This window comes from Prevotella phocaeensis, from assembly GCF_900065875.1.
Classification (GTDB): Bacteria; Bacteroidota; Bacteroidia; order Bacteroidales; family Bacteroidaceae; genus Prevotella; species Prevotella phocaeensis.
The window spans coordinates 790,966-806,515 of record NZ_LT160626.1; the positions used below are offsets into that span (position 1 = coordinate 790,966).

The following is a 15,550-nucleotide window of genomic DNA, read 5'->3' on the forward strand; positions in this document are numbered from 1 at the left end:
GAGAAACGTTTTGCCTCTGTTAACTTCATACTTTTATTTTTTCCACATCTAATAGAAAGACGGAATATGCCAATAAATATTTTATATAAACTAATTTTGCTTACTTATCATTTGATATTTCTTGAATTATTTGCTCATAAAGCATCTTTCTATTTACGTGTTTATTGCATTTAATACTATCATTTCCCCATACTCTCCACTGCTTAAAAAAGAATGTTGTGCCCTGCTTTTCTGCTTGTTCATTTAGTTTTACTACCCATTCTTTCCTTATCGGTTGAGCTAGAGTGCTACATTTTATTCCAACAGTAACCCGTTCGATACCCTTTAGATTTTTTAACGCGAGTTAGACAAATTGTAAGTATCTGTATATTTGGTGATTAGCGAAAATTGTTGTAACTTTATGTTACTAAAATACAAAGGATTATGCTTAAGTGTCAGAAAGAGATCCGAAACATCTCAAATGTCTTTTGTTTATATCGGGCGGATCGGGCGATACACAACTTTCAGTGACCACTAACAGCGAGCACACGGCCGTCATCATTTTTATCGATAAGGTCGACTCTGACGTGAAGACTACGTTGAGGGTTACCCAAAGTGGACAAAGCGGTGAGATCGCTATCTTGTATGAAGACAGGGAAAATACGTAGAATCCTAACGGTTGGGGGGAGCAACAGAAACGATCGTGGCTAGTATCTTACCGAGGATTTGCAGACCAACAATGGCTACTATCGTTCTTACGTAGGTCTTCATACCTCCAAGTACTAATCGGTATGGGACAGCAAGCATGAGGACCATAATCTTACTTCCATAACCTTTGCGAGTGGCACCACGTTTGAGTTTTGGTCATTCACTATGACTGCCAATATGAACTCGAAGAATGCTCTGCAGTTTTATATGGAAGTGAGCAGTGACGACGATACCACATGGATGTCGGTCTTTAACCGCCTGACTGATTATCCCCTGCATGCTGACGGCAAAACGTAGTGGAGAAAGTACACCAAGCTTATGATTAACTTGAGCAAATACGCCTCAGACACGATGAAGATTCATTTCCATGTCTATGATAGCTATGTCCTCGGCCTCTCTTATTACTGGACTGTGGATAACATTAAGGTTACAGGCCAGACCATCGGCATTTCCGTTGTCGCCGCCTCCGAGGCTGATGCCGGTAGAGTGTATAACCTCAACGTGCAACTCGTTGGTCGATCAAACCAAGAGCTGAGCTGTGGCGTTTACATCATTGGTGGTAAGAAAGGGATTATCAGGTAACCCTTATTACCCTTATAGTGAAAGGAAGAGTGTAGAAAAGGCCCTGAGGATGTATGGTATTCCTGTATACTGTTACGTGTAAGTTTATATGGGGATGATTTATCACGCCCATAATTTCGGTACAAGCCCTTGTATTCTCGTCTCAGCATATCCTTGCCTCATCACATACATGGTTAGGAGCGTGATGAAGTACGTCTCAACGGTTTACGGTCTTTATAGCTGCCTTTCAGCTCCTTTACAGCGTAATGATAGAGCCATTAGGGCGTAAGGTTTTTTAAATGTTTTATAATAAGATGTTTACGCCACTTCTTATTCTTTTGCTAAAAGCCTTGTAAAAACCTTACCCTTATGGCGCAGAGGTGTGTTCTTTACACCGTAATCGCCGTATCCTTTACAGGCTGGAGGCTATGCCTCTACGGGCTATAGGTGATGTCTTTTTAGGCTGTAAGCAATATCTTTTCGAGCTGAAGGCAACTTCTTTTCAGACTTGTCACGCAACATTTACGATATTGTTGTCAATCTTTTTCACTGTCAGGCTTCGGTCTGTATGTTACCAGATCTGCAACTTTACACCATCGTGACGTCTGTGGGCTTGTGTCTCGGTCTCTGCGTTATAAGGCCTCTGTTATGGTGTTATAGAGGACTTTCCGGAAGGGCGTAGGGGTATTCTAGCCTTTGGAGGGGCAAGGTGAGGTCGTGTTTCGTACCTTACTCTTTGTTGGCTTACTGATGCCATGCTTATGGGCAGATGGAAAAACAAAAAGGGAAATCTGAGCCGTTTTTTAGCTCGGGCTTCTGGCGTATTGTTCAGGAACCGATAACAGTCCCCTGTGATTGTTTCTTGATAGTCTTCATCGTCTTGATGTTGTTCACTTTCATGATATACAAGCTTTTAGACTGTTTCTCAAGATCCTTGTAACATGATGTTAAAGTTATTCGGTAAGCGGTGAGCCATTTTCGGCCACGGTGTTCTTTAGCGTGACGCGTACACCTTTGGGAGCCTTAATGGTGCTGTATACGGTTCCATCGGTACCCTTGCGATGGCTGACAGTAATGATACCGAGTGGTGTGGGGAAGGTACCCCGGGCCACCGTGCAGCCGCATAAGTGGGGCTCTATGGTGACGGCACGGCAGCCTGGCTCGGTAGGCACGATACCTAAGATGTAACGTGTCATCCATGGAGTCACGCCTGACGCCCATCCGTGGCAAAGACTCATGCGGAGGCCCTTGTAGCAATAGTTTCCGCCGTCGGCGTGAATGTCATACTGCCCACTGCCCACAAATTCATCAATGCGTCCAGCGCGCGCTATGTCATCATAGTTCAGTTCCTCCCAAAAGGTGGTGGCGCCAAGGTTGATCATGCCGCCCCAGTATTTGGTAATGATGTCGGTAGCTTCATCGTATTTCCCGCTACGGGCCAACGCCTCCAGCATGTAATAGCCATAGAAAGTAGAGAAGTGGCGTGCGCCATCCTTGAGAATAACATCACGGTCGACGGTGCCCTTGCTCAGGCCTGATATTATCTTCAGTGCTGCTGCTTCCTTGTTGTCGCAGTTGGGCAAACTGGCTTGCTTCAGGTCGGCGGCCGTGGCTGTGCACATTCTGACCAGATCGTCGTCAGCTAACGCATGTCCCAGCTCGATGCCTGCATTGACGGCCATGTAACACAGCGAGTGGAGGCCCGAGTTGATGACCGCGGGGTTATCGGAGGTAGGCCAGTCGAGGAAGCGGGTGCCATTAAGGTGCTCGTTACCATTTCTATCAATAAGGTGGCAAATCTGTCTGAGAAGTGTCTTGATATAAGCGTGCTGGGTCTTCAGATAGTCAAGGTTGCCACGGTAGAGATATTGATCGCGCTGGATGATAAGCCACCAAAGTGAGTAAGAGCACATGCTATTCATCCATCCTGGCAGTGGCGTGTCGTCACGCGCGAAATCTAGGCTACGGTTTACGGCGTCGTTTTGTCCGAAGACCGAGAGTACCGTCATCACTTCGGGATGGAGGTCGCCTACCCACACGAGACGGTCGCGCTTAATGCCGTCCCAGAGATACTTCTGCATACACAGGTGAACGGTATATGCGCCGGTACGCCAGATGTCGTTCAGCTGTGGGTTATCTGTTTCAAAGCTTCCCAGATAAGGAATGTTCTGGTAGTGGGCTACGGCTCTGACGGCTTTCAGGTTATACTGTATGGCGGTGTCTTCAAGTTCAATGCAAACAAAGCGAAATCCTGAGTTGCCTGTTTGTATGGTGCCTAACCAAGGGGCGTTAATGACGAAGTCGCGCAGAGCATGGTCGTTTGAGGCACTGTTCTTGTCGGTCATGGGGCTCATGGCCTCGGTAACTGACTCGCCGAAGCGTACTTTCAGAGCCACGGGCGTCTGTGTGGCACGAATGGACGATGCAATCTCTATACCGCCTTGTATCTCTCGTCCGAAGTCGAGTAGAATAGCCGCTTTGTGCCCGCGGTGGCTTATCATGACGGTATAGGACGTGTCCGCTACCGATACCTGTCCCGAAAAAGGGCGCGTCAGGTTTTCGACTCTGCGGATATTCCTTCCCGTAGAGTCTGATACCCACAGGACGCGCTGAGGTGTGATGTGTTCGGTAATAAGATTATAGGAACTTTCTATGTCATGGTTCGGCACATGGTTGGAAAGCATGCCCCTACCCATGGCGGGTAGCATCAGGGCATATATTGTCAGTAGAAGATGGTGAAATGGTTTCAAAATATTTGTTTTTTAATTTCTAAGTGCAATATTAACGATAATTTTCATATCATTCTTTCGCGTTTATATCGTTTAATGTAAGTATTGATTTATTTATTTTGTAATTTGTTTCATGGATTTTTACTTTTGTTTCAAAATTACCTATAGAGTGTGTTTTTCGAGTATATTGATGAAAGGAACATGAAATTTTTATGTATCTTTGTTCACTGAAAAACCTATCTGAAAAGATTTATGCAGAAATACCTTGTCATCCTGTTTCTCGTGCTGTTCCCGCTGTCAGCTGCGTCGCAGTTTCTGCTGTCACGTATAGTCAGCAGCATATCGAACTTGCATGTCAACGACTTGGTGCAGGACGACCAGGGTTTCATGTGGATAGCTACGGCAAAGGGTCTATGCCGCTATGATGGCGTGGACTATAACGTGTTCTATCATTCGCAGCGGCAACCCCATTCTATCGGTTCTGACAACGTAAACGCGCTTTATTTTGATGGCAGGGCCCTTTGGTGTGCCACGGGTGACGGGGTGTCAATGTTCGACATGAATACCTGGCAGTTTACTAACTATCGTATGGAACACCGTATGGGAAACAACTATTGTCTTGGCTTCTTTTTCTCTGGCAGGCATCTGTACACCTACGGCTATGGCGGCATATATGAAGTGAGGAAGGGTAGCGGACGGCTTGTGCCTGTCATCAGCCTTGAGGGGCAGGTGGTACAAAGATCTATCGTCGATTCGCATGGACAAATCTGGGCGGTGTGCGACGATAATGAGGTGATGTGCTTCGATACCTCCATGAATCTTTGTCGGAAGATAGACTTTGGCGCAACGAAAGAGGTGTATAGCATTTATCAGGCACCGGGCTGTAATATCCTATTAGGCACCAAGAACGGGCTCGTGGCTCTTGACAAGGATACCTATACTTTTTTGCCAGCGGCTATTCCGCTTGCGCTGAGGCACATGTCTGTTAAGTATATTAGGGGGTATGCCCCCGGCAAGGTAGTAATAGGCACCAAGGATAACAAGCTGAAATTTTTTGACTTCTACAAGGGCAACTTCATACACTTTCCCAATACAGACGCTTCGCTTTACACGGGTATTATGGATTTGACGTGTTCTTATGCCGACCGTAGCGGTAACTTATGGCTGGGAACGTTTAATAGTGGGGTGAAATGTCTCTTCCAGAAAAAGATATTCGACACCGATAAGGCTCTCATAGCCGGGCTCAAAGACAAGTTTGTGACTCGCATACGTGACGACCACCACGGAAATCTGTGGATAGGAACGCGGTACAGTGGGCTTGTCAGGTATAACAAACGCAGTCATGCGATCACGGAGTACAGCTCACGAACAAGCGCCATATTCCGGCAGCTCGGCAATTTTATCCAGTCTCTTTTCATCGACTCTTCCAACAGACTTTGGGTATGTAACGAGAACAGCCTGTTGGTTTTCGATATTACGGGGGGCACGCTTAGCCTGAAAAAGTCGTTTGCTGATGTCGGCAATATCGTCACCATGGCTGAGGATCCACACGGTCGTATCTGGACCGGCTCGTCGTTCAAGGGCATTACTATCTACGGCAGTGACTTGCAAAAGGAAAAGAGCTTTCTGCCGGCTACAGGTAAATCGAACAACATTACATGCCTCGTGCCGCTGTCAGCATCGACAATGCTTTTTTCGGCCTATGGAGATAATATCTATTATATTGATGTAAACAGTCTCAGGACACGAGCACTCGACCCGAAATATTTGATTATGTTTAAGAATGTGGTTAACCTAAAGCGCATATCAGGCAATCGTATCGTGATAGGTACTTACGGCAATGGTCTCATGGTTTACTGTCCTCAGAAGCGCCGATTGACGGTTTTCAGCTATTCGAATGGATTGCGCAGCAACGATATTTTGGGTATAGAAGAGGATAAATTGGCCAACCTTTGGGTGAGCTCCTCGTTTGGACTATATAGGATAAACCTGATTACCGATAAGGTTCGTCCCTATTTCATGACTGATGGCACGGCTGGCGATCAGTATCACGAGAAATCGGAATGTATGACCGACGAGGGAGAAATCCTCTTTGGTGGCAACCACGGTGTTACACAGGTGCTGTGCCGTAATATCAATAATACGGCGCGTAACGTCCCCGTGTTGCTGGCCGACCTGAAGGTGTTCAACAAGAGCGTGCCCATCTCAACCGAAAGAGAGAAGGGAATTCTGACACGGCATATCTCACGTACTCGTGAGATAGAGCTGAAACATGATGAGAACGTATTCAGCGTTGACTTCATTGGCCTAACTTATGAAACGCCGAAAAACATAGAGTATGCCTATAAGCTCGAGGGCTTTGATAAGGACTGGAACTATACCGGAGAGTATAATCGTGCTAGCTACTCCAATCTGCCCGCCGCTACCTATGTGTTCAAAGTCAAGATAAAGAATGGGGCCGACGAATGGGAGCAGGAACACATGTTGCTGACAATCAAAGTGCTGCCGAGTCCGTGGATGACGCCCTGGGCTATTATGGTTTATATCACGTTGTTCTTTTTAGTGCTATTCCTGATTAACCGTGTGTACATCAGACTGAAGCTGAAAAAGGAGCGTGCCATCATGGAGAGCAACGAGATAAGGCGCGAAAAACGTCTGGCCCAGATGAAGGTAAGCTTCTTTACCAACATTTCGCATGAGTTGCGCACACCGCTGACAATGATATATGATCCTATCAAGATTCTTCTGAAGGACAAGACGATAAATAACCCAGAGAGCCTGTCGCTGCTGACGCTGATAGATAAGAATTCAGAGCGCCTTCTGAGGCTGGTAAACCAGCTTCTAGACTACGGTCGGCTGAAGAATGATACACTCAAGTTGAGTGTGTCGGATAATGACTGTGTCATACAGATTGTCGACATTGTGAATGTCTATAAGCTGTATGCTGCCGAAAAGAATATCACGATATCGCTGACGTGTCCCTACGAGCAGATGGTGGTGTTCTACGATCCCGACAAGATAGATAAAATACTGAACAATTTGCTTCTCAACGCCGTGAAATATACTCCCATGGGTGGTCATGTTAACGTGAGCGTAGAGCTGGAGCGTCGTTCGGTTGGATCAGAGGACGCTGGTACTACGCGGCATTTTCTCGTTCTGGAGGTAGAAGATGATGGTAACGGCGTTGAGGAATCACTTCTGCCCGGTATCTTTGACCGTTTCAAGAGATTAGTAAAGGGGAATGAAACCTCAAAGATAATGGGTAACGGTGTTGGCCTGAACTACGTGAAGCATCTGGTAGATAACCATAAGGGCACCATCACGGTCCGCAATCGAGCCGAAAAGGGTATGGTCTTCACCGTAACGATTCCTGTAGACGAGACGGCTTACACGGCTGGTGAGATAACCTTCAAGGATGCCGACAGCATTTTGGCGCAGAAGGATGGCATATTTACGGGCAATGCCCCGTTTGTCAACGATACGGATACGGACGTTGCCAACGAATTCATCGTTGATGAGCGCAAGCGTATTCTTGTTGTAGAGGACAATAACGAGATGGTAGTGCTGTTGCGAAATATCCTTCAGGACCGTTATGCCATCGATGCAGCTGCTAACGGAATTGAGGCGCTTGAACGGATAAGGGAGTCGGGACCTGACCTGGTTATCAGTGACGTAATGATGCCTCGCATGGATGGCTTTGCCCTTTGTGGAGCCATCAAGAGAGACGCCATGCTGTGCCATATTCCTGTCATCCTACTTACCGCCAAAACTCTTGATAAGGACAAGATAAAGGGCTACAAAGAAGGTGCTGACATGTATCTCAACAAACCGTTTAACCCAGAATTGCTACTCTCGATGATTGGTAGTGTCTTCCGTCGGTCAACCTACAACCAGAAGCTTATAGCCCGCACCAGTGGCGGTTATACGGCGGAGGAACGGGAGGAACTGGATAAAATCAACTCAGAGATGAGTCCCCTCGACAAGCGTTTTCTGGACAGGCTGAACAGCTATATTGATAAGCACATAGCCGATAGCGATCTAAACGTGAACGCTCTTGGTCGTGATCTGGGTTTCAGCCGTACCAACTTCTATCGGAAAGTAAAGTCGTTGACGGGCATGATGCCCAATGACTTCCTGCGTGTGTTCAGGCTGAATCGCTCGGTAGAGTTGATTAAACTGCGGGAGTATCCGTTGAACGAAATAGGCTTCATGGTAGGCTTCGGCACGCAGTCGCACTTCTCGTCATGTTTCAAGAAGCATTTTGGAATTTCGCCCAAGGACTATCTTACTGGTTATAAATGATATGAATCCAGTACATACTTTTGTATCAAGGCAATAAGTTGCAGTAATAATTGGGTATATTTATCCCATAGATAGAATCAAATGAAAAAGTATCTTATTTCCCTTCCATATATAAGCTTGATGAGAGAGGGAATAAGATACTTTTAATTAGACAGTAAACTTAAATTGAAATGAAAAAGATTTAATTCAAGTTAGCCTCTAAGATTCTTACGGGCCCTATCAATCCACTGCTCTGCAATGGAGTGTTTCCATCGTATGTAGCATGGCTGCAGAATGTTTTCCGGTCTTTTCCCTGTTTCTGGCGATCGCCGATGAGGCGGTTCATCCAATTGTTTACGACCTCTATTTCAATTTCGTTCTTTCCATTTTTGAGATATTTGGATATGTCTATTGTATAGGGTGATGTCCATACACCGCCTACATATTGTCCGTTTAATTTCACTTTAGCCATTTCATAAACCTTGCCAAGGTCTAATTTATAGAGAAGACCTTGTTTTAAGCCAGATACCGTAAAAAGAGTCTTGTAAGTTGATGTTCCGGAGAAATATTTTACATATTCATCGTCACTAGTACTAAGATCAATTAGTTGTTTCAATATGATACGCTTTCCGTTGTAAACCATTGACTTTAATGAAACGTTCCATGGTGAATTGATCGTTTTTATAATGCTTTCCCGGGGATAATTCTTGTTGATATCCAAAGATGTTGGTACAACTTTTGCGGGTTTGGCCAATACAATAAAGGCACTTTCGTTTCCTGACAGTCGCATGGGGATGGATGTACTTTTTCCTTCCTGACTGAAAGAAGGTAGCTGCCGTATGGCCCCGTCTGTGGGCGTCCATAGCTCAGGCTGTTTGCCCGTTACACGTAGCTGGGCAATGAATTCGGTTGGTTTATCAGTTTGATTGGTTATGAAATATATGTCGATATTACCGTTCGACGTATGGGCGTATTTTATGTTTTTTGTTCCGATAAACGATGCGTCTGGATGATTATTGATAATTCGGAATACATCGTTAATCTCATAGCCAGTAAACAAAATACCTTTTCCTATTCGTCTCATTTCGCAGAAAGGATCTCCATGCCCCCAAAGTTCGTCAGCAATGATCTTGATCTCTGCATCTCCGGCTCCCCAGTCTTTTAAACTTGGAGAGCGTAGCGGTTTCGGACCGAGGACAACCGCCCCATTCTGAATTAGCGTTTTGAGACGACGAAGCATATCCAGTCGCATGGTTTTGAGTGGTGGAAGTACAAGTAGTTTATATTGATTGCCGTAGGGAAGTTTAAGCAAGTGATCTTCTCCTACGGTTAACTTGTCTTTTATGACTTCGGCGTTTATGAAGTCATATTGATATCCCTGTGGCAGTTTGGGTTCGGTAATTCCTGTCATGACAGGGGCGTCTTCACCGATAAAATAGGCAACGTCAGCCACGTATTGTCCTTGTTGCAGCATATAATTGCAACGTTTTAGATAGTCTGTGAATAGATTGAGATGGCTGTACCATGTGTTTTTACGATTAAATTCCTGACCAAACGGACAGTTGAATCCGGGGAATGAATTCTCGTTAGGTTGTGAAACAATTAAATGAAGCAACGTGTTGTTGACGCCTTCGGTAAAAAACTTGTCGCCGCGTTGTTTCATATATCTAGGGCTGCGTGAGAATTCTGGTGGTCCACAGGTGAACGATTCTGCAGAAACTTTTCCTTTACCGTAAATGTGTGCAGCAGATGATGCCGCACGGTTTTCGATATCACCGAGTGAGCCTTCACTCCAGAACTCACCAGCTACCTCGTCAGACTGTCCACCATATTGTAGGAACTCTCCGGGAAATCCCCAGTGACCGTAACATTCAAGCCATAGTTTCAGACCGTCCTGATGGCCTAAGTCGCGCAGACCGCCAATATGATCATAGGCAAGCCGGTCAGCAATCATACGCCTGAGATCCCAGAGAAAGCGTTCGCTCTTCTCTGTACTTCCTACAACGATACCATCGTAGGTAAGCAGGTAGGGTGTAGGGTCATACCCAAAGTGTGCCTTGAAATATTCCATGAAGTCGTCACTATAGTTTTGGGTAGCTTTCTCATAACTGTCGCAGACGAGCATTTTCCATGTGGTACGATCAGAGGCAGGAATACGTTTCATCAGGTCGCCAATAAAACTATCATAATGGTGTTTCAAGGCATCATGGTTCCACCGGTCTACCTCGAGTCCCTTTCCGTCTCCTGCAATAGTTGGGCCGTTGGTAATCATGGTGGGAGCCATATAGGTACGTACTATTTCCCAATCACCCTCAGGGAACGTATATGTTAGCACGTCGGCTGACAGACTAGATGTAATGTCAATGATGTCTTTTTCTGCTACTACATTATTACCTTCGTAGTCTGTATTGCTTTTCCATTTGTAGTCGTTCCATGTAGGTAAAGGTACTTGAACCATCTTGCCTAATATCTTATCGGGGAAATTATCTACAATAGGGTCCTCCGAGAGGGTAATTTCACGAAGCTTGCAGTCTTTGTTGATATGGAAATCAAGCCTAAATTCATTTCCCTCTGTCTCGGGTATAGAGATAGCAATGGGGGCTTGTATGTAGTAACCGATCTCAATCATCATGTTCGTCCTGTCGAGCGGACGATTGGTTACATTTACATATTTCCCGTTGCGTTTTACACTGATTGTAATATCCCCCTTTATCGGTGAGGCGATCTCTATACGTACTGATCTTAGTTGAAATTTATCTTTCGAGGCTTTGATATAGAAAGTTGGAATATCAGTGCTGAATCCAGATACTGTTGTTTGGGAGCCGTCAAAAAGTGCGGCAACATCATTAACGCCGTCTGCAGACAAATGATCTATTCCAGACTGAATACGTGTAGTACTGTGCTTGCGTCTGAAAGCCAATACTTTTACATTCTCCAGCCAATTATCTGGATGAGAGAATGTGATGGTTTGCTTTCCTCCTCCTTTTACAATAGCATGTTGGGACGCGAGAAAGCGCATGGACTGCCCTGGTTTGTTCCATGGGCCACCGGCATGACTCCAGCCCGGGCCATTGAACATTCCTATCTCAATGCCTTCCTGAGAAGCGGTTTTCATGGCTGTATGTATAATTTCATACCATTCCTGTGACTGTATTTTTATAGGGCCACGAGGATCGTCTTCAGGTGAGAGACCTTGATTTCCGATAAACGCCCTGTTGATTCCGGCTTTTTTCATAGCCTTGAGATCGTTTGTTACCCCTTGTTTACTGATGTTTCCTGACACCCAATACCAATAGCAGGAGGTGGTAATATTCTTCGGGACGGTAAAAGTATTTTTCATGAGGGAATAGCTGTCGTTACCCTGTGCATGAAGAGTCTGAGAGAAAAAAAAGATTGAGAGAATATTGACAGAAAATCGTATCATATATTAGTAAAGAGAATAAAAGAGAAGAAAGTGGGTGCTTTCTTGGTTGCCCCACTTCCCTTTTCATAGATTTTTAACTTATTTCTTAATAAACTTGACTTTTGCCTTTCCGACTTTAAGGATGTATACGCCATTGGTCATTTTAGAGAAGTCAGCTTTGGTTCCAATTCCCTGGGCGACTCTGCGTCCCGTAAGCTCATAAATCTGATAGCTTGCATTGTCTTTCCATTCTGCCTTGTCTGGTCCCATACGGATGACCTGACACTCAGAGGAGGTAAGTGTAGCAATACTAGTGGGGTCATTATTCACAACCTTGATGTCAAAATAGTCAAATGAGAACTGAGGAGCATAACTTTGCATGGTAAATACGTGCTCGCCCTTGGTCAGGTGAACGGTTGTGTATTGGGGCTGGTCGGCCTGCATAGGCCACCATGAAGAAATACTACTAGCGGCATTGTTCAGGTTTGGCCAAACCCATACGGTGTCATTGTTTGTAGTCATGCCGTCTTTCAACACTTGCGAGCTACGCCATTTAGAATCGTCGGCGATGAGAGCTTTCCAGGTTTCTTCATTGATCCCCCCCTCACAGTCTAAAATATTTGGGTGCTTAGTTTGTGTTCCTTTGAGATTTTGTCCGTCAAGTCGAAGTGTATAGGCTCCAACATAATGTTTAACCCAGTTATAGCCCAATGTGGCTGTGCAAGCTTCGTTATTCTTCTGTACGCCTATCTGGGCGATAGTCTGGTAAGAACCCCAGTGACATCCTACACCCATCGTAATATCTACATCACAGTCCTGCTCTACTTTGACGGTATAATTATACCAGTTACCAAAGTATCTTACACAATTTTCCACGGTCCATGCATCTTCTTTGGTCCAATTGTTTCCAGTCCAGTCATCTGCGCCCATATTCATTAAGGCCCAATGGTTGCTGTAGTGGTTGTAGTCATCAGCATTACTTTGGATAGTAACCTTACGGTTAAGCCAAGGCTGATACATGTCTGTTCCTGACATGGTTGTATAGTATGTGGTTCCTAATCCGAATGAAGGATCGGCACCTTCGTCTATATCCTCAGCTTCAACACGGGTTGTTGAACCGAGTACACCATTGACTGTCGGGTAAATCCAATCGCTTTGTATCTCAAGATGATTGATGACGAGAGAAGCATCTTCTACCAGTCCGTCAACGATAATCTTTATAGTTTTTACTTTTTCAGGGGTGATGCTACCTTGATTAAGTAGAGTAACATCGAAGGTCTTCTCTGCGTCATTTGGGAGCTTGTTGGTATTCGTATAAATGGCTTCTGTACCATCTTCGCCAACTAATACCACCTTAACGGTGGCATTGTCACTTCCAACCTGAACCCCTTTGAGCAGGCAACGGTATGCCTTTGCGGCATCAATGACATCGGAATAGTTTTTTGTGAGGGTTACGGTTGAGCTGGTGGCAGTAATAATGGTACCCGTACCAGCTTCTCCTTCTCCTATTCCTCCAGCTAACATCCATCCGTCTTTAGCCAAGTCGTCACTCAGATCTAACCTAACATAATAGTTACGATTTGCAAAAACACTCATTGAGAATAGGCAAAACAAAGCTGCAATTAATGTAAATCTTGCTTTCATAATGATGTTGATTTTTAAGTTGATAAATGTTCAATAGTTGTTAGATGATTTTTATATCTTCTCACAACGTTGTTAATATTAGGTATTCTTATTAATATCTTTTTGTCGTTAATATGTTTTACTACTTTAAGAACGTGTCGATAAGGATGAGGATCCTCTATAAGACCTTACAAATTTTAGACTTTCCATTTTGAGTGATTTGTACGATGACAGGTTGACGTGAGACATTCAGCCAAACGGCATTGTCACCATGGATGAGGTGCAAATTCTTGCGACTAATTAATTCTCCATTCTGGCTATATACAGCTATAGAACTCTTGCCGTCATTCAGAGCCTGTATATTTAATTTGATTTTTCCGTTCTTGTAGTGGCAGGAGCAGATGTTCGCGATGATGCCCTGCTCTACATTGATATTCTTTATACCGGTGGTAGAGATTGTCGAGCCTTTATAACGGTAGTTAAATCGACCGTTGGGAGCTACGTCACCGTCTATATAGAAATCAAGAATATTAGGATTATCAGGTGTGTTATCAGCCCATTTGAAATCAATGTCACATTCTTTTCCATCATCCATCCCAAGCAAACTGCGGCTGATTGCAAAATACATTTTGTTGCCTTCCACATAACGGGTGATCTCACCGAGATTTTCCCATTTGTATTGATTGCTAATGTTCCGCATTAGAGAGTATTTCCGGGTAACTTTGTCACGGGTTACCATATAATCATATCCTTCCCAGCCGGTCTTGTAACAGGTATCGGTATTCAGATAGAGCATCATCCACTGTTTTGTGAATGCTGTAAAATTGCTTATATTGTCATGGGTTTGAATATAAAAATAGATATTTTTGGTATCTTTTGTTACCTTGGCCACTATGAAGTCATTACGTCCTGTCTTATTTTCGAGAGTAGTATATCCCGTGTAATTTTGATAATTACGGTGTACCACGTCACACTTGTCATCTCGGTACTCTGGTTCCACATCTTCCCATTGAGTCATATCTCCGTTTAACGTGATTGTCTTAGCAGGGGAGGGGATTGGAATATTTCTCACTCCCTTATATTGTCGGATATTACTGATGGTTTGCATCAAGTAGTTGTCACGAATAGTAGAATCACGAGAAGGTTCAATATCACGATTGAATTCTGCATTATAGGTATCTACGAACACTGATTCTCCGTTGACATGCTTACCGCATGGGCGTACATCGTTGACGCTGAAACCGTCGCTTCCACCTGCAATAAATCTCATCGCCTGCCACTCATTAAATTGGGTAATCATAATGTGTTGGGGGGTTACCTTATGAGCCTGTTTCCATTGTTCACTATAGTAGAGCCCCTGACCTGTATAGAGAGTTGTGGCATTGGGAAGTAAGGACGGCTCTTTGCCGTTATGATAGCTTTTACCTACTTTTGTTGAAGAATGCTGCGCTGTACTGACAGATATCTGCTCTTTATTTAATCTTGTTCCGCTCCATCCTGGTGCCTGCGGGTAATATTCTAACCATGACCACTCATCCGATTTCGCACCATTCATCCACGCCCATGAATTACGCCATGTAAAACGATCTAGCAGTGTCTGACTAGTGACCTCTGCCTTATTTCCCAATATTAGAGGTTTTCCCTTGAATGTGTACCAGTATTTGTCATACTGTGACTTTGAGTAGAAATTATTATATAGATTCTGAACTGTGTTTTGAGTAGATGAGTGAACCATAAAGCAGAGTTTGGGTACTTTCATGCCTAAACTTTGCCGTCTGTCAATTTCCTGCATTACCTGTTTGACAACTTCCGGATATGTAAACGCGTTTGTCACGTCAAAGAAAAGAAAGTCGACACCTGCATCACATATCATTTGCATATGTTTTTCTAAGACAAAGGGATCCCCTGCTTTATAATAATCGAGTACAGGGCGTCCCCACCAGTGCATTTCATGTATTGGTCCCCACTGTGGATTGTCGGTATTCTTTTTTAGTATCTCCGTAACATCGTAGATTTGACCAGTATTGTTAATCAGATGACTACCGTGCCATAGATAATAAAACAATCCAACGGTATGCCCATGACCATTCTTTTTATCTGCAGTTATGCCTTGTGTATCAGAACTGTATACTTCACGTCCTAGTTCGTCAACGGCTACCCATGTGTCTGGATAAGTATCCCAGTCGTCAGCCATGCAATTCATGGTGAACAGGAAAAAAAATACTGTTAAGATGATGAATTGATAATGTTTCATTTTTTTAATTTT

7 protein-coding genes and 1 pseudogene are annotated in these 15,550 nt (G+C 44.3%); 3 read left to right on the forward strand and 5 right to left on the reverse strand.

Annotated elements, in window-relative coordinates:
- Window positions 1–100: 100 nt before the first annotated feature.
- Window positions 101–322 (reverse strand): annotated as a pseudogene (locus BN3912_RS12650) (DUF5131 family protein); the annotation flags it as partial.
- A gap of 109 nt (window positions 323–431) precedes the next feature.
- On the opposite strand from BN3912_RS12650, the gene BN3912_RS12260 reads away from it, so the two are divergent.
- Window positions 432–647, forward strand: a complete 216-nt coding sequence (locus tag BN3912_RS12260; RefSeq protein WP_154665162.1) for a hypothetical protein — start codon at window positions 432–434, stop codon at window positions 645–647.
- 391 nt (window positions 648–1,038) lie between these two features.
- Entirely contained in the window at window positions 1,039–1,269 is a 231-nt protein-coding gene (locus tag BN3912_RS11425) for a hypothetical protein (RefSeq protein ID WP_154665164.1), read from the forward strand.
- Window positions 1,270–2,201: 932 nt separating this feature from the next.
- On the opposite strand, the gene BN3912_RS11430 is transcribed toward BN3912_RS11425, so the two are convergent.
- Window positions 2,202–3,998 (reverse strand): alpha-L-rhamnosidase-related protein, encoded by a 1,797-nt coding sequence (locus BN3912_RS11430; RefSeq protein ID WP_023983910.1) that lies wholly within the window; start codon window positions 3,996–3,998, stop codon window positions 2,202–2,204.
- 231 nt (window positions 3,999–4,229) lie between these two features.
- Here BN3912_RS11430 and BN3912_RS11435 point away from each other — a divergent pair, with 231 nt between their 5' ends.
- Window positions 4,230–8,279 carry a hybrid sensor histidine kinase/response regulator transcription factor gene (locus BN3912_RS11435; RefSeq protein ID WP_023983909.1) on the forward strand — a complete coding sequence of 1,350 codons (4,050 nt, stop codon included), beginning with the start codon at window positions 4,230–4,232 and terminating at the stop codon, window positions 8,277–8,279.
- Window positions 8,280–8,460: 181 nt separating this feature from the next.
- Here the strand turns inward: BN3912_RS11435 and BN3912_RS11440 are convergent, their stop codons facing one another.
- The 3 genes from BN3912_RS11440 to BN3912_RS11450 all read right to left on the reverse strand — a co-directional run bounded on the left by BN3912_RS11440 (window position 8,461) and on the right by BN3912_RS11450 (window position 15,163).
- The gene (locus BN3912_RS11440; RefSeq protein WP_230204697.1) at window positions 8,461–11,598 is read right to left on the reverse strand and encodes a glycosyl hydrolase; all 3,138 of its coding nucleotides are present in this window, start codon (window positions 11,596–11,598) and stop codon (window positions 8,461–8,463) included.
- A 162-nt stretch (window positions 11,599–11,760) separates the two neighbouring features.
- Window positions 11,761–13,305: a T9SS type A sorting domain-containing protein gene (locus BN3912_RS11445; RefSeq protein WP_023983907.1), complete on the reverse strand. Its 1,545-nt coding sequence runs from the start codon at window positions 13,303–13,305 to the stop codon at window positions 11,761–11,763.
- Between the two features lie 157 nt (window positions 13,306–13,462).
- Entirely contained in the window at window positions 13,463–15,163 is a 1,701-nt protein-coding gene (locus BN3912_RS11450; RefSeq protein WP_230204698.1) for a hypothetical protein, read from the reverse strand.
- Window positions 15,164–15,550: the final 387 nt, after the last annotated feature.